This is a genomic window from Anaerobutyricum hallii, from assembly GCF_900209925.1.
GTDB lineage: Bacteria > Bacillota > Clostridia > Lachnospirales > Lachnospiraceae > Anaerobutyricum > Anaerobutyricum soehngenii.
The window spans coordinates 1629610-1654616 of the sequence record NZ_LT907978.1; the positions used below are offsets into that span (position 1 = coordinate 1629610).

General features: G+C 37.9%; 24 protein-coding genes and 3 pseudogenes. 1 reads left to right on the forward strand and 26 read right to left on the reverse strand.

The window, feature by feature from the left end:
• Positions 1 to 16: 16 nt before the first annotated feature.
• From EHLA_RS07365 to EHLA_RS07475, 26 genes and pseudogenes are all read right to left on the reverse strand, one after another.
• Entirely contained in the window at positions 17 to 811 is a 795-nt protein-coding gene (locus tag EHLA_RS07365; protein WP_096240022.1) for an ATP-binding protein, read from the reverse strand.
• Positions 811 to 1629 carry a replication initiator protein A gene (locus EHLA_RS07370; RefSeq protein WP_096240024.1) on the reverse strand — a complete coding sequence of 273 codons (819 nt, stop codon included), beginning with the start codon at positions 1627 to 1629 and terminating at the stop codon, positions 811 to 813. Before EHLA_RS07370 ends, EHLA_RS07365 begins: the two co-directional genes overlap by 1 nt.
• A gap of 9 nt (positions 1630 to 1638) precedes the next feature.
• Positions 1639 to 2517: a replication initiator protein A gene (locus EHLA_RS07375; protein ID WP_096240026.1), complete on the reverse strand. Its 879-nt coding sequence runs from the start codon at positions 2515 to 2517 to the stop codon at positions 1639 to 1641.
• A complete protein-coding gene (locus tag EHLA_RS16600; RefSeq protein WP_242970685.1) occupies positions 2510 to 2713 on the reverse strand; it encodes a hypothetical protein in 204 nt (67 codons plus the stop codon). The genes EHLA_RS07375 and EHLA_RS16600 overlap by 8 nt, the downstream gene beginning before the upstream one ends.
• 54 nt (positions 2714 to 2767) lie before the next feature.
• The gene (locus tag EHLA_RS16770) at positions 2768 to 2902 is read right to left on the reverse strand and encodes a hypothetical protein (RefSeq protein WP_269762887.1); all 135 of its coding nucleotides are present in this window, start codon (positions 2900 to 2902) and stop codon (positions 2768 to 2770) included.
• A 13-nt stretch (positions 2903 to 2915) separates the two neighbouring features.
• Positions 2916 to 3314, reverse strand: coding sequence for a single-stranded DNA-binding protein (locus EHLA_RS07385; protein WP_005344165.1), 399 nt, complete (start codon positions 3312 to 3314; stop codon positions 2916 to 2918).
• 13 nt (positions 3315 to 3327) lie between these two features.
• Positions 3328 to 3726 (reverse strand): hypothetical protein, encoded by a 399-nt coding sequence (locus EHLA_RS07390; protein WP_015529871.1) that lies wholly within the window; start codon positions 3724 to 3726, stop codon positions 3328 to 3330.
• Between the two features lie 127 nt (positions 3727 to 3853).
• Positions 3854 to 4165, reverse strand: a complete 312-nt coding sequence (locus EHLA_RS07395) for a DUF6050 family protein (RefSeq protein WP_096240028.1) — start codon at positions 4163 to 4165, stop codon at positions 3854 to 3856.
• Entirely contained in the window at positions 4155 to 4322 is a 168-nt protein-coding gene (locus tag EHLA_RS16420; protein ID WP_167515502.1) for a hypothetical protein, read from the reverse strand. Before EHLA_RS16420 ends, EHLA_RS07395 begins: the two co-directional genes overlap by 11 nt.
• A 4-nt stretch (positions 4323 to 4326) precedes the next feature.
• Complete coding sequence (locus EHLA_RS16775; protein WP_262583413.1) at positions 4327 to 4461, reverse strand: hypothetical protein; 135 nt, start codon at positions 4459 to 4461, stop codon at positions 4327 to 4329.
• Positions 4458 to 5363, reverse strand: a complete 906-nt coding sequence (locus EHLA_RS07400) for a ParB/RepB/Spo0J family partition protein (protein WP_096240029.1) — start codon at positions 5361 to 5363, stop codon at positions 4458 to 4460. The genes EHLA_RS16775 and EHLA_RS07400 overlap by 4 nt, the downstream gene beginning before the upstream one ends.
• Positions 5353 to 6138, reverse strand: coding sequence for a ParA family protein (locus tag EHLA_RS07405; RefSeq protein ID WP_015529870.1), 786 nt, complete (start codon positions 6136 to 6138; stop codon positions 5353 to 5355). Before EHLA_RS07405 ends, EHLA_RS07400 begins: the two co-directional genes overlap by 11 nt.
• 285 nt (positions 6139 to 6423) lie before the next feature.
• Positions 6424 to 6705: pseudogene (locus EHLA_RS16220) on the reverse strand (site-specific integrase); the annotation flags it as partial.
• 13 nt (positions 6706 to 6718) lie between these two features.
• Positions 6719 to 7948: pseudogene (tnpC, locus tag EHLA_RS07415) on the reverse strand (IS66 family transposase); the annotation flags it as partial.
• A 280-nt stretch (positions 7949 to 8228) separates the two neighbouring features.
• Entirely contained in the window at positions 8229 to 8594 is a 366-nt protein-coding gene (gene tnpB, locus EHLA_RS07420; RefSeq protein WP_096240033.1) for an IS66 family insertion sequence element accessory protein TnpB, read from the reverse strand.
• A complete protein-coding gene (locus EHLA_RS07425) occupies positions 8584 to 8946 on the reverse strand; it encodes a hypothetical protein (RefSeq protein WP_096240035.1) in 363 nt (120 codons plus the stop codon). The genes tnpB (EHLA_RS07420) and EHLA_RS07425 overlap by 11 nt, the downstream gene beginning before the upstream one ends.
• A 157-nt stretch (positions 8947 to 9103) precedes the next feature.
• Positions 9104 to 10254: pseudogene (locus EHLA_RS07430) on the reverse strand (IS66 family transposase).
• Positions 10255 to 10408: 154 nt separating this feature from the next.
• On the reverse strand, positions 10409 to 10762 hold the full coding sequence (tnpB, locus tag EHLA_RS07435; RefSeq protein ID WP_096240037.1) for an IS66 family insertion sequence element accessory protein TnpB: 354 nt from the start codon (positions 10760 to 10762) through the stop codon (positions 10409 to 10411).
• Positions 10755 to 10991, reverse strand: a complete 237-nt coding sequence (locus EHLA_RS17120) for a hypothetical protein (RefSeq protein WP_416791016.1) — start codon at positions 10989 to 10991, stop codon at positions 10755 to 10757. The genes tnpB (EHLA_RS07435) and EHLA_RS17120 overlap by 8 nt, the downstream gene beginning before the upstream one ends.
• Positions 10992 to 11457: 466 nt before the next feature.
• Positions 11458 to 14508 (reverse strand): DEAD/DEAH box helicase, encoded by a 3051-nt coding sequence (locus tag EHLA_RS07445; protein WP_096240039.1) that lies wholly within the window; start codon positions 14506 to 14508, stop codon positions 11458 to 11460.
• Complete coding sequence (locus tag EHLA_RS07450; RefSeq protein WP_096240041.1) at positions 14505 to 15311, reverse strand: Hachiman antiphage defense system protein HamA; 807 nt, start codon at positions 15309 to 15311, stop codon at positions 14505 to 14507. Before EHLA_RS07450 ends, EHLA_RS07445 begins: the two co-directional genes overlap by 4 nt.
• A gap of 14 nt (positions 15312 to 15325) precedes the next feature.
• Positions 15326 to 16813, reverse strand: coding sequence for a hypothetical protein (locus tag EHLA_RS07455; protein ID WP_096240043.1), 1488 nt, complete (start codon positions 16811 to 16813; stop codon positions 15326 to 15328).
• Positions 16814 to 16816: 3 nt separating this feature from the next.
• The gene (locus EHLA_RS07460; protein WP_096240045.1) at positions 16817 to 18661 is read right to left on the reverse strand and encodes a DNA-methyltransferase; all 1845 of its coding nucleotides are present in this window, start codon (positions 18659 to 18661) and stop codon (positions 16817 to 16819) included.
• Positions 18661 to 18867 (reverse strand): hypothetical protein, encoded by a 207-nt coding sequence (locus EHLA_RS07465; RefSeq protein WP_096240047.1) that lies wholly within the window; start codon positions 18865 to 18867, stop codon positions 18661 to 18663. Before EHLA_RS07465 ends, EHLA_RS07460 begins: the two co-directional genes overlap by 1 nt.
• A complete protein-coding gene (locus EHLA_RS07470) occupies positions 18867 to 21737 on the reverse strand; it encodes a DEAD/DEAH box helicase family protein (RefSeq protein ID WP_096240049.1) in 2871 nt (956 codons plus the stop codon). The genes EHLA_RS07465 and EHLA_RS07470 overlap by 1 nt, the downstream gene beginning before the upstream one ends.
• A 73-nt stretch (positions 21738 to 21810) precedes the next feature.
• Positions 21811 to 22701, reverse strand: coding sequence for a Fic family protein (locus EHLA_RS07475; RefSeq protein WP_096240051.1), 891 nt, complete (start codon positions 22699 to 22701; stop codon positions 21811 to 21813).
• A 621-nt stretch (positions 22702 to 23322) separates the two neighbouring features.
• On the opposite strand from EHLA_RS07475, the gene hcp reads away from it, so the two are divergent.
• Positions 23323 to 24927: a hydroxylamine reductase gene (gene hcp / locus EHLA_RS07480; RefSeq protein WP_096240053.1), complete on the forward strand. Its 1605-nt coding sequence runs from the start codon at positions 23323 to 23325 to the stop codon at positions 24925 to 24927.
• The last annotated feature ends 80 nt before the right edge of the window (positions 24928 to 25007 follow it).

Below are 25007 nucleotides of genomic sequence, written 5' to 3' on the forward strand. Positions count from 1 at the left end.
AATGAAAAAAGACAGATTAACCGGTAATCAGGTTCTGCACCTGTACGAGTTTTTCTGTCCCTTCTTCTTTTCTCTTATCGTCTCCACCACAATAGATGGGAACACACATTTCAAGTATTCTACTGTAAATACGCTGATGGGCAGTATCCAAATCTGTGGATTTCATTTCATTCAGTCCCAGATTCGTTGTTACGATCAGCGGAAGCATTTTACAATAACGGCTGTCTATCACATTATAGACCTGCTCCAAAGCAAACTCGGAATTTCGTTCTATGCCTAAATCATCAATAATCAGCAGCGGATAATCCACAAGATTTTGTATGATCTGATTCTTGTCTGCCTGATAGCTGGTCATTTCATTTAAGATCCTGGAAAAATTTGTCATCATGACACGTTCTCCCTGTTCCAAAAGTGCATTTGCAATACAGCCTGCAAAGAAACTTTTCCCAGTTCCAACTGGTCCCATCAGAAGCAATCCTACATTTTTTCTCTTCATATCTGTCCAGTTTTCTACATACTGCCTGGCAATTAGTATCTTCTGGTTGCTTCCATTGTCATTTTCAAATTTCCATTCCCAGAATCTTCTTTCCCGAAGTCCGACGGATTTTCTCTGATAAAGCTGCCTCTGTGTTTCTTCCCGCTGCATCTTCTCATCAAGTTCCTGCCTGGCTTTTACCTCGCATTCACACAAACAGGACACTACATGCTCAAATCCCATCAGACTAACTTTCATCTGTTTTCTTTTTCCACAGATACCACAATGAAGACATCCCTCTTCATCCAGATAATCTGCTGTTACTTTATTTTCCATCACAGGCTTTCTCCTTCCTGAAACTCATATTTATCCATTCCTGCCCTGGCGCCATCCCGTTCTGCCCAAAGACAGATTGTTGCAAAATGATTCTGATACTCTTTTCCACTGGATTTCATATAAACAGAAAGATGATCAATCCGTTTCTGATAATCCCATGGAAATATTGTCATCAACTCCTGCAGTTCAGCTTCCGACAGAACAACATTTTTAAATCTACCATACTGACTGAATTTTTCTTCCAGAGCGGGAGTATTGCCCTTACTCTTATCAGTATGATTCTTTTCAGTCTTATTTATCTTAGTATTACTTCCATCCAGATTCTTGCAGTCCGGACTTCTATTTTTTTGTGTTCCGGACTTCCAGTTTCTTGCAATCCGGATTTCCAATTCCTTGCAGTCCGGATTTCCAGTTTCTGGCGTTCCAGAAGCAAAGTATCTTACGGGCTTTCCTCTAATCCGTTTCACAAAATTTTTCACGTATATGACAGAGGGACGATTATTCCCCTGCCGATACCGTTCAATCAATCCAATCCCATGCACACTGTCAAGCTCATAAAGAAGCTTTGTTACTGTTGTATGCGACATTCGCAACAGCTCCTGCAATTCTGCAATCGTGTAAATGATATAGACATAACCATCACCGTCAATCCAGCCATTTTTCTTGGATAGGCTGATTCGATCAAGCAGAATTCCGTAAAGGAGTTTTGCGTCTGTGGACAGGCTTGCAAACTCTTTTTCTGTGAACAGAGCTTTTGGTATCCGAAAAAAAGAAAACTGGTCAGATTCTTCTGCTCTGAAATATTCAAAATCTGCCATAATATTTTCCTACTCTTCTACATCGAAATCACAATTTGCCGCACTGCCTGTACCATGACACATCTCATTAAACACAAAGTTGAAACACATCATTAACTCACTCAGATAATAATTCCTTGCTTCTTTATTGCAGGCATACATATCCTCGATATAAACCTCCTCGTTTCCATTCATTCGTGCGATTGTTTCCAGAACTTTCATAAACTTCTTATTAGAGCAGCACTCATACTGCTCATTTACATATTTCTGAATTTCCAGCACACGTTCAGGCTTTCCTTCATAAACAGATAACACGCCAAATGCCAGATCCATGCCAAACTCATAGCCATCGGCTTCTACGGCATCAATATCAAGATTACCTTTTTCATCGTAATAGCCACGCTCTTCCATAGGAGTCAGTGGTGTCTCATATTCATTCAGATATCCCATATCTGCAATTGTTCCCAGAATATCTCTGGATGCTGCCACCATCTTGTCCATGATAATTTCTCTTTCTTCCATCTGCATATTTGCCATAATTCTGTCTAATGTCATCATTGATTCTTCCTCCATCTCATTTTCATAAATATCATTGATATAAAAGTGGTTCGCCTTTCCATCGTTTTGAACAATACGCACCAGCTTTCCAATCTTAACAAGTTCCTGTACTGCCTGATCTACGCCATATCGAGTCGTATTCAGATCTTTCTTCATTTCGCTTTTTGGATAGATAACAAACAGATCTCCATTATGATCTACCCAGCCATTCTGCACCGCAAATTTCAAACGATCCAGAAATAAGCTGTATAAAATTTTTGCTGTATTTGATAGATTTTTGAATTCTTCCACCTGGAACAGCATCTTTGGCACCTGCAAACAATCTACCGGCATATACTCCATCTTACTCATTGATTATTTCCTCCTTCTGTTTGTACAGCACTTCGGCTGAATTAATATTGATTTCCAGCATCCCTACAAATACCTGATAGTACAGCAGGCATATCTGTTCATCCTCTCTTGCCAGATACAATCCTTCCAGTTCATCGGACGGATGTTTCATTCCATATACCGCCTGACAGATATCATGGATTTTCTCACATTCCACACTTCTAAGATGCATCTCCAAAGTGTGATTAAATCTCTGCCAGTCCTCTAGTTTCTAGTTTACTGACATCATGCACTGGAACAGTTCCGCTGCTTCACATGCTGCTGACAGCACTACATTTTTGTTATTGATACTTCCATCGGCATTTTTCATATGCCCTACCATATACGCCTGATCTACTGAAACCATCTTTTATCCTCCTCTATCTAAACGGCATTTCTTCTTCCATGCCCTCTGGGATCTCTAAGAACCCTTCCGCATCTTCTGGAAACGGTGGTCTGTCAACCATTTTTGCACCTGCGAATTCAATCCGGTTAGCATACACTTCGGTGGTATAGATCTTTTTCCCGGTATCCTTATCTTCATAATTACCTGTGACAATCTCGCCTTCCACCATGACCTTCGTTCCCTGCATCAGATAATCTCTGGCAAATTCTGCTTTCTTTGCAAAAGCCTTTACCGGAATGAAACTGACTTCATCGGAATAATTTCTTCTGACTGCAAGAACAAACTTGGCAATCTTATGAAGTCCTTTTTCATTCTCCACTTCGTTGTATCCGGGATTTCTTACCAATCGCCCGGAAATAACTGTTGTATTCATTGGCTTAACCCTCCTATGCTTTCATTGATTTGTAACAGATACCGATACATGGTCCACATTTTCCATAGGCACATCCGTAACATTCATCTTTTTCCAACTCTTCCTGCTTCATTTCATCGGCAAACATTCCTAACAGCGTTGTGTAAATCTTTTTCATTGCCAGGAACTTCTCTTCTGCTTTTTCCATCTTCTCTTTGTAAAATGGAATCAGTCCACGAAGAACTGGATGGAAACGTTCATTTTCATCATCCCAGGCACAGGTTTTCATCATACAGCGTGGCTGTTTCTCATAATTGCCCAGATAATACGGACAGAACGTACAGCCTCTTTCTTTAACAATTTCCACTGGAATCACTGGCATCTGACTTTTGATTTCTTTTGTTACATGCTTACTTTCAATTCGCTCTCTCATCTTAAAAATCCTCCGAGTATATATATTTGCAAAAGGGATTTCCCCTGAATTGCTTGATTTTTGGTACAAAAAAAGAGGCAAGCTTACGATTTTATTTTCGCAAACCTGCCTCTTATCAAATATTCAATTATTTTCCGATGATATATCGTAAGAAAACGTATACCGCACGGATTACATACACTGGAATCATGATACATCCAATCAAAGCTCCAATGATGACACTTAATGCAGCCATACCAAGCGTTGCTGTGGTATCCATTCCTCTAGGGATTAGAATCAGCCGCATTTTATGTATTCCAAATGGCAATCCGGCAATAAATATCCACCAGAACCAATCCGTCTGACCACTGACTTTCATAATTGTTTTTGTCATCCAAAACCAGAATACCATAAATGCCAGCGGCAGAATTGATTTTTTAATTACGTCTTCAATCGTCACCTTTTTTCTCCTTCTGTCTGATTCCTTCCGCCACCTCCCGATTAAGGTTTGCCAATATTTCTCTAACCACAGGAGAATCCAATCGAAAGGTTTCCAAATCTTTCTCCGTAAGCTCCCTTCCGTTCGCATCATATCTTCGTACAATTTTTAAAGCCATACTTTCACTTTCTTCCTGCTGATAATCCTAATGTTTTCAACAAATGTTCAAACTTCTCTCTTTTCATCCGTTTAACACGTATCTTTTCTATCTTTTTCAGATAGGCTTGTATTCTACTTACCGTATCTTCATTGCTCATTCTTTACCCTCTCTTTCTGCCCACGATGCCAGAAGCTTAAATATAATTTCTTCCATCTGAGTCTTTGTATATGTCTCTGGAAAATATTGTTTCAATTTCTTCGCCGGAATCTGCACCTGAACTTTTTCAGTACTTTCATTCATGCAAATCTGATCAATCTCTGAATACGTCAACATCCGCTCTTTTGAAATCTGTTTCAATTCCTTTGCCTGCTTCATGGACGGTACCATATTGTGATTACTCATATACTGAAGTAACACCTGTTGTTCTTCATTTCTCAAATATGAAATTTCAACAGCAGTGTTAAAGGGAAGCTTTTTCTCGTCTGCCAATTCTAATAGCTTTGCTATTAACTCTGTCAGATGAATATATCGAAGAATCTGTCTGGAACTATCTCCTGTATTCTGACTGACTTCTTCTGCCGCCAACTTCTTGCCAACTTGGCAAGAAGTTAAATCAGAGCGTTTTCCCTGACGCTTTAACGCCTCATATTTCATTTTATAAGCAAATGCTTTTTCGCTGATCAGCAGCTCTTCTCGTTGAATGTTGGAATCTACCATAATTACCGTCGCTTCATCATCCGTAAGATCTTTGATGATAACCGGCATTTTCTCTAGTCCCGCAAGTTCACATGCTCGTTTTCGCCGATGACCAGCTACCAGCTCATAACCACCGGACTCTCTCAAACGCACAATACCAGGAACCAACACGCCATATTGTGTAATACTTTCTGCTAATTCTTCCATTTTCTTATCATCTCTTACTTGAAACGGGTGATTCGTAAATGGATGAAGACTTCCTATTGCTATCTCACTAATTCCATTGGTTGTCTCTTCGTTTGTTCCAAACAATGCATCAAGCGGCTGTAAGGAAACGGGAGTTGCTCTTTTTTTAGATGGCATCTTTCAGCACCTCCTCCGTCACTCTCCGATAAGCTTCTGTAGCTTTGCCTTTCGGATCATAAGAGAAAATACTCTGTCCTTCTCTGACTGCTTCCTTCATTCTTACAGAAAATGGAATATAATTATCGAAAATATGAATTTGACTTCCATATACATTTCTGAGAAGTTCCATATTATTCCTGGCATCATTCGTATGAGCATCGACCATCGTAAACAGAATTCCACCGACTTGCAGCTTCGGATTGATTTGCTTACGGACCTTACCGATTGTTTTTAATAACTGCTGCAATCCTTTGATTGGCAGGTAAGACGCTTCAACCGGAATTAGTACTTCATCTGATGCAGCCAGTGCATTGATTGTGATCATTCCCAATGATGGCATACAATCAATGATAATTGCATCATATTGATCCTTGATACCATATAAAATCTGTTTCAATACATATTCCCTGCTCATTGCATTTACCAACTGTACTTCCGTACCTGCCAGTCCAATGTTAGAACAGATAATGTCTATTCCTTCTGCCTGATGCCTGATATAACAGTCTGAAGGAATATCTTCATCTTTCATTACTGTATCCATAAGAGCTGTAAGTGTTTCATTACTTTCATCACAATCACGATATCCAAATCCTGCAGATACATCAGACTGTGGATCGGCATCAACGATTAACACTTTCATATTCTTTTGTGCTAATCCTACTGCTAAATTAGCTGTACATGCGGACTTTCCAGTTCCCCCTTTTTGGTTTACAATAGAAATAATTCTAGCCATTTTTCATCACCTTTCATCGTCGTCAATCAAAAAGAGGACTGAATTAGACAACCGGAATCTATATTCCGTGCGAGCTAATTCAGTCCTATAATTACAATAATTCTGTTGTTTTTACTCTTGTCTTACACAAATCCATTTCCAGTCTGGATCTGTAATAATTCATATTCTGGAATGACAGCGCTGTCTTATTTTTCCCTTTTTCAGGGAGTTAAAAATAAGGACTAAATTAGTGCAACCCCTTGTATTTACTGGAGTTTTCTAACTTGTCCTTATTATAACTCGACCATGCGGTGTAATGACAGGCATCTGTACTTTGTAAGTATTATTATACTTCTGAATAATATGTTTAAAGTAGTGCTCCCAGTGCAATGAATAACAGATACTTCCATCCTTATCAAAGTATAAGAATCCACTTTTTCCATCTACCATAGGTTCTGCTTTGGGCGGATTTCGTTTTTCTATTATTTTCTGAAAGCATTCCTCTACATCTGCAGTCATAGGTATCTTTCTCGTTCCGCTGGTTGTCTTTGTTTCTTGAATATAATATCCGATTTTTGATTTTTTCTGCGATACGTCCATCCTTCTTTTTCTCTTTTACCCACGCAAAATAGGCTTCCACCAATGGCTTTACGCTGTCCTGCCGGCGCTTTTTCCGTTCTTCTGGTGTAAGCTCTTTTAAGGTATTGTCCACGTGATATATCATATTTATCTATTCGAGGGCCTGTCATGCAAGACTGCTCTTCCGGCTCTTTGCAGGCAGGGCTTTTACGGCTTCTTCATACCGGCGTCTTGCATGTGCCCAGCATCCAGCTACGGTCAGATTTCCCTTTTCTTTTGCCAGTTTATGATATACCTGATAACCATCTGTCACACAGACTCCTTCATAATCCTTCAGGAACTTTTCCGAATGGTCTGCTTTTCTTGTTTTCTGGTATTCATAGAGAATGACGGCTTTTTCTTCTCCCCCGCCGGTACAATACACCCACATAAAGCTTTTGCTCCCGGCATCTCTTCCGTCTTTTCTCACAAGGACTGACGTCTCATCTGCATGGATGACCATGCTTTGATAAATATACCTGTGCAGATAATCATAGAATACGGCAAGATACCGTTCTGCACATTCGATTGTCCAGTTTGCCATGTTCTGTCGGGTAATGGCAAGCCCATATCTGGAAAACTCTTTTTCCAGTCTGGCAAATGGTACTCCGTTGATATATTTTCCATTGAGTACGGCTGCTTCAAGGGAAGGAGAAACAAGACTTCCTCTTAAAAGGCTTACCGGATGCGGTGCTTTTGTCATGCTGTCCCCATCTTTACTTGCATAAACACCAACATGATGTTCTTCCACTTCTACTTTTGCAGGGACAAAACGATACCGTGTATATATCTCATCTGGAAGCTGCTTCCATCCGTTTTTTCCAAAACGTTCCTGCAGTTCTTCTTCTGCCAGATAATGTTCCACTTTTATGACAGGGATCCCGGAAAGGTCTGTTTCCCGTTTCTCTTTTTTCTTTACGGGATGCTTCTTTGAAACAGTCTCTTCCTCATTTTCATCCAGAGAAGCCAGTGCCTCGGCTTCATTAAACATTACCAGCTCTCCGTTCACATCGGCAAATGCCATCTGCTGTGGCACTGGCATCTGTTCCGTCTTTCTCCCATAGCGGTTCTGGTTCATGACCGCAAGCTGTTCCAATACCAGCTGCAGTTTCTTATCAATCTCTGAAAGCTGCTCCTGTTGTGCGAGGAACAGCTGGATGAGTGTTTCTTTCGAAAACGTATTCAGTTTTTCTTCTGTATATCTCATCTGCATAACAGAGACCTTCCTTTTCTAAAGATTATCTCTATTATATCAGAAAACAGGACAGCAGGCGAATCGCCCCTGTTATCCTTTTCGTCAGTATCACAATGCTTTTTCCGCTTATTTCTGTGCCTGCAGGCAAAGAAAACAGATGCCCTTCTTCCAAAAAGAAATCTGCGTTATCTTGTAAAAAAAGAAGAACAGGCGGCTTATATATAAGAAAAAAATGTGAAAGCCCGCCTGTTTTTTTCGTCCATAAAAAAGTTTAAAAATTTCTACGTTATGCACAAAACTATACAGTATAATCTGGTGCCTTTTTCAATCGTTTCACCTGCTTTTTAGGGAGTGTAGTAAGACCTTCCATAAGCCATCGGAACTGTTGGGATGTAATGGAACGTACTTCTGATTCTGTTCTTGGCCATTGAAACTTCCCTGCTTCTAATCTTTTATAAAGCAGAAGATAACCGTCATTTTCCCATACCAGACCTTTGATACGGTCTGTTCTCCGTCCACAGAAAAGATATAGGGTATCTGGTTCGATGGCATCTTCTCCAAGATAAGAGCGCACAGTATCTGCCAGACGGTCAATCCCTGAACGGAGGTCTGTATATCCTGTTACAATAAATATCTTTTTAAAACAGGTCGCATCATTTAACATGTGAGAGTACCCGGACTGTCTTTTTCAGTAAAGCTTCCGAGATATCTCCATGAACCCGGACGATACATCCATTTATCTCGATAGAGATATCGGGAGTACTTTCTGGCAGATGCATAATGTTTTCAGAAATCTCAACAACCTGCTGGCATGGAAGAGAATCTTCCGGGATATGCTCCAGACAGGCTTTGCGGATACATCGTAAACGATAATAGTAATTCGATTTGGAGATGCCCCTGGTATCGCACCATTGTTCTACCGTCATATCGGAAGGACGGTTCTGGCATTCTTTGACCAACTGGGCCCATTGCTGCAAACGATAGTCAGCAGCAACTGCTGTAGTAATAGAACTCATAGGAAATGCCTCCTAACCAGTCCTAAAAGTTGAGTACTGAACTTTTAAGACATTTAATAATCATAGGACTATTATGGCACTGGTTGGAGGTAAAATCGTAAGCAGGTAATCATCCGTACCTTGACTAAAAAAGCCGTCCCTCTGGGCGGCTCAAAATTTATTTTTTCGGTTTAGTTTTTGTCTTTATTTCTTCCGGCAGTTCTTCTGCCCATGGAAGTAAGCTATCCAGTTCCTCTGGCTTTGGGAATGGTCCAAGCTGGCGGAGTCTCTCTAATACATACGTTAAGTAAAGATATGGTTTTAATCCATTTAAAAGGGCTGTCTCTACTATGCTGTAAGTAATGGCACTGGCATCTGCTCCACGTATACTTTTCGCAAATAACCAGTTCCGTCGTCCTACTGCAAAGTTCTTTATTGCACGTTCCGCACTGTTATTATCAATACTGAGATGTCCATCTTCCTTGTACTCCCTTCCTGCTCTGGTTCACCAAGTACCTGTATCCGGGATTCATCACAGTGGATGTAATGGCTTTTCAGGAATACTTCTTTCATACGTCCATAGAGCAGTTTCAGATACCGGTCTGCACAGCAGATGACCCAGTTCGCCATTGTCTTCGTCGAAAGGTTCAGGTTATATCTTGCGAATTCCCGTTCCTGTCTTGCCAGCGGCAGGCCATTTACATATTTCGCGTTCATGATTCCAGCCACTAAGGATGGGGTTGCTATACTTCCCTTGATCAATGGCGGTGTCTTTTCCGGGCGTTTCATCACTCCGCATTTTGAACAGCTGTATACGTAGGTGATCTCCTTTACTACTTCAAAGTGGGGCGGGACAAACTTCAGACGTTTTACAATCTCTTTTGCAGCAACTTTATATTTTGTACCGCACTCTGGACAATACTGTTCTTCTTCATCCAGTTTATATCTCTTTGTTTCTGTAACTTCGAAATTAGAAAGATCTGCTTCCTTCTTTCCTTTCCGTTTCTTTCTCTTATAAGAAGACGGCTGGATTTCTTCATAGGCAGCTGTATCCTCTACATCTGCATTCATCTCTGCTTCATTAAAAAGACAGAGCTGTTCATATCCGTCAGCATACTTCTCACTTGACTTTCCGAACCGTCTTCTTTGTTCCAGAGCGAGACGGTCAGAGAGCATAGCATTCATGAATTCCAGTTCTTTTTGTTTATCCTTAAGAAGCTGGATCTCGTTTTCATTTTTACTTTTCTGTTCCTGCATGAGCAGCGTTACTTTAATGAGATCTTCACGTTTCATGTTATTGAGTTGTTCTTTTGTAAACAATGGATCCATCTATCTGCTCTCCTGCCTGTAATCTTATGGATAGATTATACCATATGGTATAGGGTTTTATCCAGAAAAAACAGCAGTCATAAATGTAGGAAATAGCAGAAAAAACCGCAGATATTTCGTGTTTTTGCGGATTGACAGGAAAAACCGAAGTCTTTCACACGATAATCTTGGGATGCCGTTCTTTAAAAGCCCCTTGCGGATTTAAAGACAGCCCGTCACATAACCAGTGCATCTCTTTTAATGTTACTTTCTGCAGCTCATCCGGCGTGTCTGGCCAGTGAAAAGAATTCTTGTCCAGCTTTTTCATAAGGATCCAGAAACCGGATCCGTCCCATTGAAGAATCTTGATAGAAGTGCGCCTGCGGTTGCAAAAAGCAAACATACAGCGGGAGTATGGGTCGAGGTGGAATTTCAGCTTGATGATTGCAGCCAGTCCATTGTAACTTTTCCTGAGGTCAGTAACTCCACATGCCAGATAAACGGTAGTGCCTCCAGCCAGGTCAAGCATGATATCTTAGCTCTTTTATAATAGCAGACAAAAGTTCTGATGGGCAGGAGGGACAGATCTCAATATGGATACTGTCATTAAGAAAGATATGGATAGAGGATGAAGGTTGTGAGGAAACAAGCTCTTTCCTGCGTAATTCCTGTTCTGTTGGCATTTTTGCAAAGACAGGGGCATCTTCTTTTACAGAAACCGTATCCAGATTTTTTAATTTGCGGATCCAGTAAGACATGGTAGAAACAGGAATCTGATGTTCCTGGCACCATGTCCGGAGGTCTGTCCACTGGAATAAAATTTCTGTACACGTTCAGACCAGAATAAGATTTTCTCTTCTTTTTTCATAATGGTATACTTCCTCTCATATTTTGAGAAGATTGTATCAGAAAATTAATTGTGGTAACAGGTACGGATGATTACCTGCTTACGTAAAATCCAGATACGGACTATCTACCACTTACATTTTTAGTGCAAAAGAAAAACACCCAACCGTTGAAGTTGGATGCTTCCTATCAATTACATTGAATTCTATTATTTTTCTGAAAACATACAGTTTTTATAAACGCCCAACCGAAACCGAACAGATAATGGCTACTTAGGAGATGATCGTTGTTTCTTTATAAGGCGCTGCGTGATATCTTTATGCACCGTAGAAAATCCATTGTATGATTGGCGAACCGCACATGCCTTGAACAATACCTTTATTTCATCAACACAGATAATCTATCCTTGAAATATTTCGGATACGAATCAAGACAACTAAAGATTTCTTCACTATGAGCTTTCAACATATTAAGTATCTTGTCCGTTCCAATATTCGCATCAGATAAAATTTGAGCTAATTCTATAGCTAATAGACGATCATTAAAAATACTCTCACAAACAGAAATTGCTGTCATATTTGGAACGCCATATTTTACTTTCTTTTGTAACAATGTCAAGAGGTTCCTTTGATCAACTTGCTCCTCATTTTCTTCGTCAACTTCTATCAGATCACAGATATTGCCGATAAGAAAATTCATTTCATATGAGATTCTTTTATTACATAATGATTCTACTTCTGCAATTCCAATAGTTTCTTTGTTGTTAATTTCCATTGGAGTCTGGCCATCAATCCATTTTTTACAAACGCTTTGTATATGCTCTTGGTATCTAAAGTCTCCACAGATTTGCAGATACAATTCTGCAATAACAGATAACAGTTCTGTTTCTGTATATATCTTCTCTGTAAGTTCATTCTGAACAATCCATTCCTCTATTAGAGAAGACAAACCTATTCCTGACATTGCATTAGAATATCTGCTCAATTTTTCAACAGAATATTGTTGAATATTCTCTTCTATCTTCTGAAAAACTTTAATCAGTAATTCTTTCTCTTTTTTTGTTGCCATAGCATACGCCAATGTATTTGTAGAAATATCCACAGCACTTTTCTTACTATCATTGACCAATGTTTCTGCGGAACGTACTAAACACAAATAATTTTCTATATTTGATATAATATCCTGACGCAATAATATTTCCTGCACAATCAGATTTTGTGTTCTTTTGGGATTGGCTTTTAAGTATGCTTTTTCTAACTTCTTTGCGTAATCAAGCAAGAAATCTCTTTCGTCAAGGTGATCTATCACTATATCAATAAATTTCTCACCACTTACGGTCACATCATAATCTATGTTAAAATCCTGGACTAACGAAAGAATAGAACTGCCACAAGGTTCTGTCAATTTTGTATCAAATAGCTTTACACAATCATTCCATAAATATCCTCCACCATTTTTCCAGTTGGTACGGTTGTCGTATATTTTGCAATCCGTAATAATAATACTTCCTTCTGTGTATATACCTGCTCGTGCTGTTCGACCCATCAAGTTTTGAAAATCTCGAGCTTTTACTAATTGCAATCCATTTCGAATGCTGGTAACCAATAAATATTTTATCGGAATATTCACACCCTGTGCAAGCGTCGATGTACATACTACGCAAGAAACATATTTATTCTTCAATGCATGTTCAACAACAAGCTTAACTCCATTTTGAAGATTAGATGAATGAGGCAAAACACCCAATTCCGCTGCTTTCGTATAATAGTGCTCTGAACCATAATAGCTTTCTATAAATCCCTTGATTTTGGAAAGCTCTGCTTGATTTGTATTATCTTTTAATGCTTTCAAATCATAGTTTCGCTTATCCAAATTTATAATTCTTTCAAATACCGTTTTCATTGAACGTTGCTGCCCAAGATAGATAGCAACACCGCCGTTATGACACAACTTTATTGCATTATAAATGGCCACATCTGTAGATGATGATAAATCTGGAAAATATTTATTACTTCTTTCTCGGGGTAACTTCTTCAATTGTTCAACTCGAAGGATTCGGGGAATATAATAATCTTCATTTGATTTATCATCAGAAAAGAAATGAATATCCCTTTGTGTCGATGAAAATCCTATTGATTTAGGTGTTGATACAATACTATCATCTGTCGCCAAACAACCTCTATCCTCAAACAACCACTGTGCAATATCTCCTGAATTTGGCAATACCGCAGATAGCAAAACAAACTGCTGTTCGCTCGTTATGTTCTGACGTATATGTGTTACTAATAACTCATATGTTGCACCTCTACCTCCATCATCAAACATATGACCTTCATCAAACATAAATAAATCTATAGCACTTAAGAAAAACGGATCATGATGTAATACATAACTCAGTTTCTCTGGCGTACATATTAGTATCTGCCGTTTAATATCTTCAGAAAAAAAATTCCAAAAATCATTTTGAAGTACATCAGAAAACTGATTTATCGTGACATCATTTCCAAAAGCTTTGTACATATCCATTGTTATTTCGTTGCACAATGCTCTTAATGGTGCCACTATAATAGCAATATTCGCTCGTTCAGATAAAAAAGCTGCTCTAATAATTAGTTCAATACTTCTTGTCTTGCCTACCCCTGTCGGAAGTTGAACAATAGAGCTTTCTCCACGCAACAATCCCTTTTCGGCTATTAATCTTTGTGCTGGCCATAACATCTTTATTGACATCTTACCTTGTAGATATGGCTCCCATTCTTCATCCGGGATACCTGAACTACTCGGCAAAAGACTCCATGGCGAATTTTCGCACGCCACAATAATAACTGCCACTAATATATCTACATAAAATATACTATCCGGATCTCCATTCTCGTATATTTCATTTCTATATACCCATAAGTTTGACTTTAATGCTTCTAAAGACTTACCCTTTCCAAAGTAATCCAAGAAAAAATTATTTATTCGCTCATAAGTATCTATAACTCTCAAATATGGCAAATACACTCCACCCAGAAGATAATTATAGAGATTCGTCAACAATTTCTGCGGAGATCGCTCCTCATCAATTAAATCAACTACTCTTGCTGCCAACACTTTAGCACTACCAAAATCCTTTCTTAGGAAGTAGGCAGATGCTCCAGATAGCAAAAAATCCCAATCATATTCTGGTCTATCTTTGGACTTAAAAGCTGAATCATAATATTCTGCAGTTGTAATCAAAAGTAACTCCAGCTCTTTTAATTCGTCATGATTATTTTCTATAATGCATTCTGAATATCGTGACAGCACATAAGTTGTTGGATACGATAATTCATTAGAATTCAGCGGAAAATGTGGATACTCCTGCTTTGAAACATCGTATTCTACCATTTTGGCCTTTGCTTTTTGATATTTTAACATTAAGCCTGCATTTTTCCCAAAAATCATTTACAACACCTCTGGTAAATGTTATGAGCCAATTCCATCAACTTTTTACCATGTACATAAAAAATCAGTTCATTTTTTCTAATTTCAAGTTCTTCACCAGAAAAATCTAATTCTATGGCATCATCTACGTTTTCACGACTACTAACTCCTGCAGCCACATATGTAATACGATAATTATTATCTGGTTTAAATAAGAATCTCTTTACCTCTTCTGCCTCTTCTATTTTGCCCAGTTCTTTTAATCGCTTTCTGCAGTAGTTTACTGATCTTGCTAATCGATGTTCATCTTTTCTGGAATCGATAATTGCATTTTTGATTGGTGTGTACTCCGTATTAGAGAGGGTAGCTTTAACTTCTGCTGCTACCAATTCATCTTTATCATTTGAAGTTTTATCTTCATTTTTGTACTTATATGCAATGACATCAGTTCCTTGTTGTGAATTGTTTTTTCCGGATCTGTTCTTCAATTTATATCTCGGAACAGAATACTGATGAACAAACTCTAATAAATCGGAAATTAAAATTTCTGTTATGTCTGCAGAACGTACCGTAGCTCCCAATTCTTCTCCTTTTTGTGGAATTACATAATCATACAAATACTGTTCAATAGTCATTGCATTGTCATCTGCGTCTTCTTTAAGTTCAGTATCTTCTATGTAATTTCTTCGAATGTGCAATGCCCAGTCATCAAGAATACTTTCATCATCTTTATAATCAATTTTATAGCATTTTAGCGGTATGTCATCTTTAATTACAATACCAGTTTCTTCAACTATCCAATCGATGTATTGTGGCTTTTCCATGTAGTATTCCTTTCCTAACTTTTAAACTTTATACAGCCTTCAACAACATCCGGATTATTCTTAGATGTGATTTTATATGGTATCTCATCAATCTCATTTTTCACAAAAAGGATTGTCGGGAAAGCAACAGTTGTATTATGTTTTATGTAATCTACTTTAAGCTTTACAATATACTTATCTTCACTTGAATAGAATCCATAACAAAACACATCTTTTATCTCATCAGTGAAATCATCACTATAATTCGGAACATATCCTGACAAACCATATGGACGTGCTCCATACGGAGTTCTTCCATTTTGCTTTGATTCTGAATATTCAATATATTCAGATGTGCCTTCAATTCCGAACAAAATACTCATATCACAATCTGTAAGCAAATATCCCATCTCTGCATTATTAAACTTAGGGAATTCACCTAATGTAAGCAAGGATTCTTTTGGAACTTCAAACGTAATTTCAGCATCTTCGTCGATGGCCTTACCACAATTCTGAATTGCTAATTTAATACAATTCATTCCAGAAAACGCTTTCTCAACCGGAGCCCATTCCAAAGCTTTAGAAATAGTTTCATGCAATCTTTTGATTTTCCAATATTTCTGCTTTTCTTCGGACGTTCCATTCAACTTAGGACCACTGAGTGGATTTGATGTTAAAGTATCTTTGTTTAAATTTCCAAGTTCAAAAAAGGAATCGGACAACTCACACTCCAACTGTTCAGCCGCAACAGTAATAAACTCTTTCTCATCTTCATCTATGTCAACAGGGCTTGTAAATCCAGCAAAAAAAGTATTAGTTGTAACAGATCTACCACCTACATTCATATTAGAAATCTCCTGATACATATTCTTAATCGAAGTAATGTATTCTTTCATGGTAATCTCTGCATTTAACACGAATGGGCATACCACCGCTTCTTCAGTCAATCTTCCAGTTTCGTCAATACCTAATAACTTTAACTTAGAACGATATTCATTGGCTGTTTCACTTACCCTCTTTTCTGTCAAAAAATGCATGGAAAGATGGGCAAAAAACATCTTTTTAAATTCTTCGTCGGATGAATAAGTGAAATATATTCCTTTGTCTTTATATTTGTCACGGAATGCTTGTATTTTCTCATAGCCGTCACCATTTATTTTTGATGGTGGGATAGGCTTATCCGAAAAATACATAAACACTTGTTTTCCAGACTGAAGCATAATTTCAATTTCTTCTTCTGTTCCAGAACCATTCTCATCAGTAGGTGAGCCAAATCTTGTCCAGAAAATCGCAACTGCTGCATCACATTTATTTACAAACTGCTCGTTAAGTAATGCCTGTGGTTTTCCTCCAGACCGAGCATAAGAACTCTTACTCCAATGGCGAGTTTTTATTGTGATTCCTAAAGTTTCAGCATATAATTCATTAAACTCATCTACTGCAGATTCAATCAATGTAACTTCTTCCTTAATATCACCTGGACAAGAAATCAAAAGGTTATATAATGTCACATTTTGAGCCATTGATTACACCTCCCAAACAGTTTCATCCCCACAAATGTTACGAATTTTAAGTCGGAGAGGTTTCTTTGTGCTGCGTATGTAACCATCCCAGAACTCCTTGGTTTTATTGCCGTCTACGATAACATAGCCATTTTTATCAATCTTGATTTCACTATCAGAATGCCACTCACCACCGTTCGCAGTGCAATCCAGGCTAAGGAATTCAATAAGTTCCAAGCCTTCTTCACTGATTTCAATCGATTTATACGGTTTCTTCGTAGAAGAATTAAGGAATGCTTTCTGATTGAATTCTGCAATTTTAAACAACACACGATCACTCATAAATTTATCAATAGCAACAGCATATCCGCCTGCAATTTCTTCTGCATGGAATTCTGCATAATCACCAATGACAACATCATCAAGAATTGATTTAAGATCACGCAATTCAATTTCTACAGTCGTACTGTCATCTTCTTTGATGAAATTCATAATCTCCACTTCATCAGTAATGTCGATATAGTAAACAATAACCTTTTTAATGTCATTATCCAATTCTGGAATCGCCTGATGAATAATACGGTTCATGGTCACTTTATCAAGAAGTTTGGATGCGCTGTCCATTAAATTTGGCACGTAAACAGGAATTGTACCAAGCTTGCTATCAGAGATAGCACCTTCCCAGAAAGAATCCAGAGAATCTTCATTTTTCAAGCCAGGAATCAAAGCTTTAATTTTATCCATTGTCTGAACCGGATTACGATAAAGTTGAACTCCATCTTTAATTTCCAGCACATCGAATTCAGCCCCATCTGCGACAAGACGATCACGGGTTGTCTGAACAGAATTCAATCCAATATCACAATGAATAAATTTTCTGCCAAGTTTATTTGCGCAGACTGCAGTTGTTCCGCTGCCTCCAAAAAAGTCTGCAACTATTAAATTTATATCCGAAGAAGCTTGAATTGCCCTTTCAATCAATGACTCTGGTTTTTGCGTAGCATATCCAACCGGTTCTTTTTTATCTGCAGGTTGAAGCATAGACATTCTCCAGACATCATCAATAGTCTTTTCTGATGATTCCTGGTAAATTACTCTACCATTTTCATCTTTTGCATTCACAAGCTTTTGAGTTTCAGAATCCCAAACCCTTTTAATTTGTTTAATAGTTTCATCTCTCTTTTCCTTAATGGGCGAGAAAATATATATATCGCTTTTTGTATACAGAAAAATTACATCATGATTAGATGCAAATCTGTTTACATTCCCCTGCATTTTATTGTAGTAATGCCAAACAATTTCATTCAGAAAATGTGATTCTCCAAATACTTCATCCAATAAGATTTTTACATAATGACCTATATGCCAATCAAGATGAACATAAATAGATGCCGTTTCGCTCATTATAGACTTAATCGCCATAAGGTTTTCATACATCCAGTTCAGATATTTTTCTTTATCCCATACATCACCATACATCTTTTCTTCAAAAGCTTTCAATTCATCTACATCCAGCTCTTGTTCAGCCTGTGCAATAACTTCTGCTACTTTCGGATTTCGACGAATATATACTTTCTTTGCGTAATCGGCACCACTTGCAAATGGTGGGTCAATGTAAACAAGGTCAACTTGAATGCCTTGCTCTTTAAGATAAGCACAGGCAGAAACACATTCTCCACGAATAACCATATTACCATCGGAGTTTTCGCCCACAGTTTCCTGTTTTTCCATTTCATATAAAGGCATGCCACGTTGCAATGTCATAGAAACATCGTCAGCGCCTTTGTATCTCAATATTCTGTTAAAATTACCAAGCACAGCCTGTCCTTCCACCGGCTCCGGTATAAACGGTACATATTTAATTGGCATTATTTGATTCCTCCGTTTTTCATATAACTTACAAATTGTTCAAAAGAATTTGCCATACTATATGATGTTATAAATTCTTGTGCCAATTTTGCTTTTTGTATGTCATCCAACTCGTCTAATGCCTTAATAAAATCAAGCAATTTATTTTTTGCATTAGTATATTTATCATCAAACTCTATGCCTACAGTAGGTCTAATTCCATTCATTACGCTTTCTCCTTAAAAAACTCACAGATTTTTTGATGTGTCTGTGTCAATCTATCTTTCTCTGGCATCGTATCTTCCAAATACAGGTAATCAAAACGTTCATAACCATACGCAGCATTATTCTGTTTTGAAAACTCCGTTTCCATAAAATTCTTCTTATCTTTAAAGACTGGATCTTTGGCATAAATCAGCCCCTTGGTTTCCACTACAATAACCTTATGGATAACGCCATCTTTTCGTTTAATGATAAGGAAGTCCGGTGTGTAAATACCAATGTAATTCCATTTTCCACTGGTTTTCTTATAGCACTTGATCTTAAACTCCGTCATAGCACGGTCACCATTGTAATACACTTCCAGACCTAATTCTTCGATAATATCGAAGGACAATACTTCTCTTAAAAATGTTTGTTCAAAACCACTGTCTGTACGATATGGCAAGTAGTGGAACGAACGATTCTTATTTGGGTGAGATGATACACGCTGTTGCAATTCCAAAACGATTCTATCGTTTCCAGTTTCTATAGCGAGATCAATTAACTGCTGTGTCTTTTTATCAACTTTCAATTTTCCCTTATCGTCAGCCATTATGTTTTCAACAACATTCTGTTTTGGATAGTAGTCATCCAGATTATCTGCATATATCTCAGAAGTAAAATTCGCAATGTTCAACAAATTAGCTTCTTCTGGTATCAGTTCTTCTGTTGTATTGAAATCCGTTTTGTCACAAAAAGCTTTGCGAATATTGGCTTCTACCAACTTTTTATTGTACTTCGAACTGAAATATCGTGATCCACCTTTTTCGTATGTGATTTTTTCATATATTACTTTTAACTGCTCTGTATATGCATTTAATTCTGCCATGGAAGGTGTTCCAAATCCACTTCTCATAATGCCATAAATCCAAGAATTAAAGGTTGCATATTCTGTACCATATTCAGCATCATCCACCTGGATACTGATATTATTTACATTCATAGAAAGATCTGTTGTTTTGATAATATTACCTGCAATTTGCGCTGAATCAACAGATTTTTCAATAGAAACTTCAGGATTTGCCTTTTCAACAGTAAGTGTATCATAGCTGATTTTCAGCTGATAAAACTCTACTTTAGGCAACTTTAAATAAGCCGTACGATTATAACGTTTCAAAGTAGTCTTAATGTTGTCTGCAGAAGAAAATTCTTTGAGCGAAATATGGTGCTGCCGCTCAAGCTGCATATTTAATTTTTCGGCATTGCTTTCATTCAAATATATCAGCGCCGTTTCCTGACCGTTTTTAATCACCTGACGCAAGCATCGACAAGATGTCTGTAATACCATCTTGGTTGGGCAATCTCCTTCTTGAGAAAGAATAATACCTGTAAGACTTCGACAGTCCCAACCTTCTTTACCAATCTGCACAAGCAAAACAATACGAACTTTAGAAATAGATTTATCCAAGATATCAAACTGCATCTGACTATCAGCCGACATCTTATACTGTTTATTTCCTTTGTGGAATTTAAGTATAACATCAGTACCAAGGCCATATTCAGCTACAATACGGGATACCTGTGGATATACTGTTTCTTCTAATTTTTCGATAGTACCGCAATAAATACCCAATTTAGCTGTTAAACCATCTGCATAAACAGTGTCTTTATAAGTATCAAGAAATTCTCTGACACCCTTTTCAATAATAATGCTGCTATCTGCAATATCTGCAATTTTTACAACTGGACGTTTTAAGAAATTTCCTACACCGTCTATAAGTGGATAGTAATACACAATATTTGTGATTTCAGCTGTACCAATGGACAATGAATCTACAACTTTTATTTTTTCAACTTTGTCTAAATATGGAGTACCAGAAAAACCAATTACAGAATTGACTGTATGATTCTGCGCCCATCTTGTAACTACAGCACGAAGCTTAATTTCATCACTTACTGCATGATGAACTTCATCAATAAAGATAGACAATGATGGTAACTTACCAATTAAATTACGAAGTTCATTTGCCTGTCGGTCTTTATCGTCCTCGCTTTCTTCAAACATATTTATCTGTCCCTGTTTTTCCTGAATACGGTCAAGAATTACTTTTTCCGCATTAGTAACAGCAACAAGACCAAACAACTCAGAAAGCGGCTGATGATTAGCGATTTTCTGAACATTTGGATTTTTTGTCTTATTTGATTTTTTTGCAGTTTTGCTTTGATCCAACACTTCAAAAGAAATCATCCTCTTGATGTCTGTTGCTGCCGGCTCCGGAAGAATCCATGATGGATTAAAGTTTTGTATTGTTTTAAGACTTGGAACCACTGATGATTTCAAACCTGATGGTGCAAATATGATAAAGTTATGTGCAAATGACGGATTTGTTGGCTCGTTATAAGCAAAATATAAATCCAAGTAAATAAATGCCGCCATCAAATATGTTTTACCTGCACCCATAGGAAGACTAAACAGATAATCCGTATAGGAAACACCATAAAACGCATTACGAAAGAATTCATTATAATCAATTCCCGCTGGATCTTTCTTTATCTGTTTTTCCAGTTTTTCAGATACCTGTTCACCTTTATCATTTGTCAAACATACATATTCAAACAATGCCGCAGCCGCTGGATTCTGAAACAAATATTCACGAGTGGATTTTGACAATTCTATCTCATTCAAATCAATAGAATTAAAGAATCCCTGTCTAAACAGCTGTGTCAACGGCTTACATTCACAGGCAATTTTTAGAAACAGATATACCTTAATAGCCTCAATCTGAGCATCACGCATCTGCCCTGTTTTCTCTATATACTCAATTAAGTTTTTAACCGTACACCGTTCTGATTCATACCATTGTGTACACTTATTTTCTATCATTTTATAGAACATGTATTTACTCCCGTCTTTAAAATGTATATTATTATTTTTTCTCAAAGCGCAAATTTTTCACTTTGAATCACGTTTAATATGCAATTCTAAAATAATCCAAATACGCTTTATACTTGTCCTGTGCGCTCAGGCAGGTATCTGTCAGATATCCTTTTTCGTTGTCCCATTCCTTCAATCCACGATAATAGAACATCTTCAGATTGTCCTCAATAATGAACGGAACAATATTGTATTTCAGACACTCCTTAAACATAATCAATCTGCCCACACGACCGTTGCCGTCCTGGAACGGATGAATCCGCTCAAATTTCACATGGAAGTCCAGAATATCTTCAAAGGTCTTTTCTTCCTTAGCGCTATATTCCGTCAGCAAGGCCTTCATTTTATCGGCAACTTCTTCTGGAAGGGCTGTATCCCTGCCACTGACTTCATTCGGAAGTTTCTTATAATTACCAACAGTAAACCAATTTTTTCTGGAATCGCTGGTGCCATTCTTCAAAACCAAATGAAGTTCTTTGATGAATTTCTCCGTCAAAGTTGCTTTCGCATGATCAATAATTATGTCGATACAACGGAAGTGATTTGCCGTTTCAATCACATCATCCACATTCAGCACTTCTTTTTCTACACCAATAGTATTAGTTTCAAAGATATATCTGGTTTGAGCATGTGTCAGGCGGCTTCCCTCCATATGGTTAGAGTTATAGGTCAAATCAATCTGTGTCTTATGATAAATCCCACCGGAGTATTTACTTGCCTTCTGCTCTTTCAGAATATCCAACAGAGTAATCGGTTCTTCTTTTCTTTTGTTGGTGCGCTCTGGTTTCTCTGCGTTTTCTGGAATATTCCATGTCTTACCAGTAAGAAACGCACCGTTCACACGTCCTTGGGCACAGTAATTTCTAACACTGCGCTCTGACATATTCCATTTTTTTGCTATATCAGCAACTAAAAGGTATCTCATCTACAATCCTCCGTCATAAATCAAATCCCAAAAACGTACCAATCTACTAATTAGTATATCACACCATCGGCAAAAACGCCATTCTTTTTGGCCACTGTGCTATTTTTTAGCCGATATGGCAATTATATCATCTATTAAATTTTACTTTCATTTTCGTACATGATCATGAGGCTTTTTCCGTTCAAATTGTGCAATCAAATGTAAAAGGAGGATGTTCTTTATCAAAATAAAAATGGCGAAGTGCTTATCGTAACACTCCGCCGAAAGCCTAACCGGTTTGAGCAAAATGATTGGTTAGGTCTGCTTTATTATTTTATGCAATTCCACTGCATTTATACACTTAAATGTTCTTTCCAATCCGCAGGAAAATTCATTACTGCGAGACTGACTACACCATGATTATGATGTTACTGTCAAGATTTCTTTTGTAAAATGCTTTCAACATGTTCCTTAAACACTGCAGAATAGACAAATATTTTTTCAAAATCTTTTCTTCTGTTGGAAATCAAACATACAAGTTGTATTTATCATATTATACTTCTAACAGAAACAAAAGTTACATGCTATTAATGAAGGGTAAAAATGATAAGAAAGATTATAGAGTAAAAGGAGAATACGAGAATGAATAAAAAAATGTTTTGTTACCAGTGCGAGCAGACCGTAAGTTGTGCCGGCTGTACAGGAAATGCCGGTGTCTGTGGAAAAAAGGCAGATACAGCAAAATTACAGGACGAACTAACAGGTGCATTGATCGGTCTTGCAAGATCTATGGATGACACAACAATGATATCCCAAAATACCTGGCGTATCATCATAGAAGGATTGTTTACTACCGTTACAAATGTAAGTTTTGATAATACAGCCATCGAAAATATGATACAAAAAGTCAGAGCTGAGAAAGAAAGACTGGTTCCTAACTGCAGCAACTGTCAGGCTCCTTGTGGCAGAACAGAGGAATACGATATGCAAAAACTTTGGAATGACGATGAAGATATCCGCTCTTTGAAGTCGCTTATCCTCTTTGGTATTCGTGGAATGGCTGCCTATGCCTATCATGCAAATGTTCTAAATTATGAAGATACTGAAGTAAATCAGTTCTTCCGCGAAGCCCTGTTTAAGATTGGTTATGAAGAAAGTGTGGAAAGACTGCTTCCTACTGTACTGAAAGTAGGAGAAATTAATCTGAAGTGTATGGCACTTCTTGATAAGGCTAATACAGAAACCTATGGAACACCAGAACCGACCGATGTTACACTCACAGTAGAAAAGGGTCCTTTTATTGTCGTAACCGGACATGATCTGAAAGACCTGCAGCTTTTGCTTGAACAGACAGAAGGAAAAGGAATCAACATCTATACTCATGGTGAAATGCTCCCTGCCCATGCCTATCCATTCTTAAAAAAATTCTCACACTTAAAAGGAAATTTTGGAACTGCATGGCAGAATCAGCAGAAAGAGTTTGATCATCTTCCGGCTCCGATTCTTTACACTACCAACTGTTTGATGCCGCCAAAAAGTAGTTATGCTGACAGAGTATTTACAACAGAAGTGGTTGCTTTCCCAGGAGCTGTTCATATCGATGAGAAAAAAGATTTCACGCCAGTTATTGAAAAAGCTCTGGAACTGGGTGGTTACAAAGAAAATCAGATATTTTCTGGTATCAACGGCGGAACAAAAGTGACAACCGGATTTGGTCATGCAGCTATCCTATCTCATGCAAATACTGTAGTAGATGCCGTAAAATCAGGTGCAATCCGCCATTTCTTCCTGGTTGCCGGCTGTGATGGGGCTAAGCCAGGTCGAAACTATTACACAGAATTTGTGAAACAGACACCTTCTGATAGTATCGTCCTCACTCTTGCTTGTGGCAAGTTCCGATTCAATGATCTCAATCTGGGAGAAATCGGCGGGTTGCCACGACTGATGGACATGGGGCAATGTAACGATGCTTATGGTGCAATCCAAGTTGCCGTAGCACTTGCAGATGCATTTGGATGTTCTGTAAATGAGCTTCCGCTTTCCTTCGTTCTCTCCTGGTATGAACAAAAAGCAGTCTGTATCCTGTTAACACTTTTACATCTGGGTATCAAAAACATTCGTCTTGGTCCTTCTCTTCCAGCGTTTTTGTCTCCTAATATTCTGAACTTTCTGGTAGAAAATTATGGCATTTCACCTATTACCACACCAGAAGAAGACATCAAAACGCTACTGAACCATAACAAATAATTTTTATTCTAAAATCCAAATGAATACAAACAATCAACTCAAAATGCCAGAAAAACCGAGGACTATTCCCCGGTTTTTCT

Excerpts from the sequence above, each read along its gene's own strand:
- EHLA_RS07365 (WP_096240022.1), bottom strand. The coding sequence starts at position 811 with ATGGAAAATAAAGTAACAGCAGATTATCTGGATGAAGAGGGATGTCTT.
- EHLA_RS07465 (WP_096240047.1), bottom strand. The coding sequence starts at position 18,867 with ATGAATGGAATTAGACCTACTGTAGGCATAGAGTTTGATGATAAATAT.
- EHLA_RS07460 (WP_096240045.1), bottom strand. The coding sequence starts at position 18,661 with ATGCCAATTAAATATGTACCGTTTATACCGGAGCCGGTGGAAGGACAG.
- EHLA_RS07450 (WP_096240041.1), bottom strand. The coding sequence starts at position 15,311 with ATGGAAAAGCCACAATACATCGATTGGATAGTTGAAGAAACTGGTATT.
- EHLA_RS07370 (WP_096240024.1), bottom strand. The coding sequence starts at position 1,629 with ATGGCAGATTTTGAATATTTCAGAGCAGAAGAATCTGACCAGTTTTCT.
- EHLA_RS16770 (WP_269762887.1), bottom strand. The coding sequence starts at position 2,902 with ATGGTTTCAGTAGATCAGGCGTATATGGTAGGGCATATGAAAAATGCC.
- EHLA_RS07375 (WP_096240026.1), bottom strand. The coding sequence starts at position 2,517 with ATGAGTAAGATGGAGTATATGCCGGTAGATTGTTTGCAGGTGCCAAAG.
- tnpB (WP_096240037.1), bottom strand. The coding sequence starts at position 10,762 with ATGCTTGACCTGGCTGGAGGCACTACCGTTTATCTGGCATGTGGAGTT.
- EHLA_RS16775 (WP_262583413.1), bottom strand. The coding sequence starts at position 4,461 with ATGAGCAATGAAGATACGGTAAGTAGAATACAAGCCTATCTGAAAAAG.
- EHLA_RS07405 (WP_015529870.1), bottom strand. The coding sequence starts at position 6,138 with ATGGCTAGAATTATTTCTATTGTAAACCAAAAAGGGGGAACTGGAAAG.
- tnpB (WP_096240033.1), bottom strand. The coding sequence starts at position 8,594 with ATGTTAAATGATGCGACCTGTTTTAAAAAGATATTTATTGTAACAGGA.
- EHLA_RS07470 (WP_096240049.1), bottom strand. The coding sequence starts at position 21,737 with ATGTTCTATAAAATGATAGAAAATAAGTGTACACAATGGTATGAATCA.
- EHLA_RS07455 (WP_096240043.1), bottom strand. The coding sequence starts at position 16,813 with ATGGCTCAAAATGTGACATTATATAACCTTTTGATTTCTTGTCCAGGT.
- EHLA_RS07475 (WP_096240051.1), bottom strand. The coding sequence starts at position 22,701 with ATGAGATACCTTTTAGTTGCTGATATAGCAAAAAAATGGAATATGTCA.
- EHLA_RS07445 (WP_096240039.1), bottom strand. The coding sequence starts at position 14,508 with ATGATTTTTGGGAAAAATGCAGGCTTAATGTTAAAATATCAAAAAGCA.
- EHLA_RS07425 (WP_096240035.1), bottom strand. The coding sequence starts at position 8,946 with ATGAGTTCTATTACTACAGCAGTTGCTGCTGACTATCGTTTGCAGCAA.
- EHLA_RS17120 (WP_416791016.1), bottom strand. The coding sequence starts at position 10,991 with ATGTCTTACTGGATCCGCAAATTAAAAAATCTGGATACGGTTTCTGTA.
- EHLA_RS07400 (WP_096240029.1), bottom strand. The coding sequence starts at position 5,363 with ATGCCATCTAAAAAAAGAGCAACTCCCGTTTCCTTACAGCCGCTTGAT.
- hcp (WP_096240053.1), top strand. The coding sequence starts at position 23,323 with ATGAATAAAAAAATGTTTTGTTACCAGTGCGAGCAGACCGTAAGTTGT.
- EHLA_RS16420 (WP_167515502.1), bottom strand. The coding sequence starts at position 4,322 with ATGGCTTTAAAAATTGTACGAAGATATGATGCGAACGGAAGGGAGCTT.
- EHLA_RS07390 (WP_015529871.1), bottom strand. The coding sequence starts at position 3,726 with ATGAGAGAGCGAATTGAAAGTAAGCATGTAACAAAAGAAATCAAAAGT.
- EHLA_RS07385 (WP_005344165.1), bottom strand. The coding sequence starts at position 3,314 with ATGAATACAACAGTTATTTCCGGGCGATTGGTAAGAAATCCCGGATAC.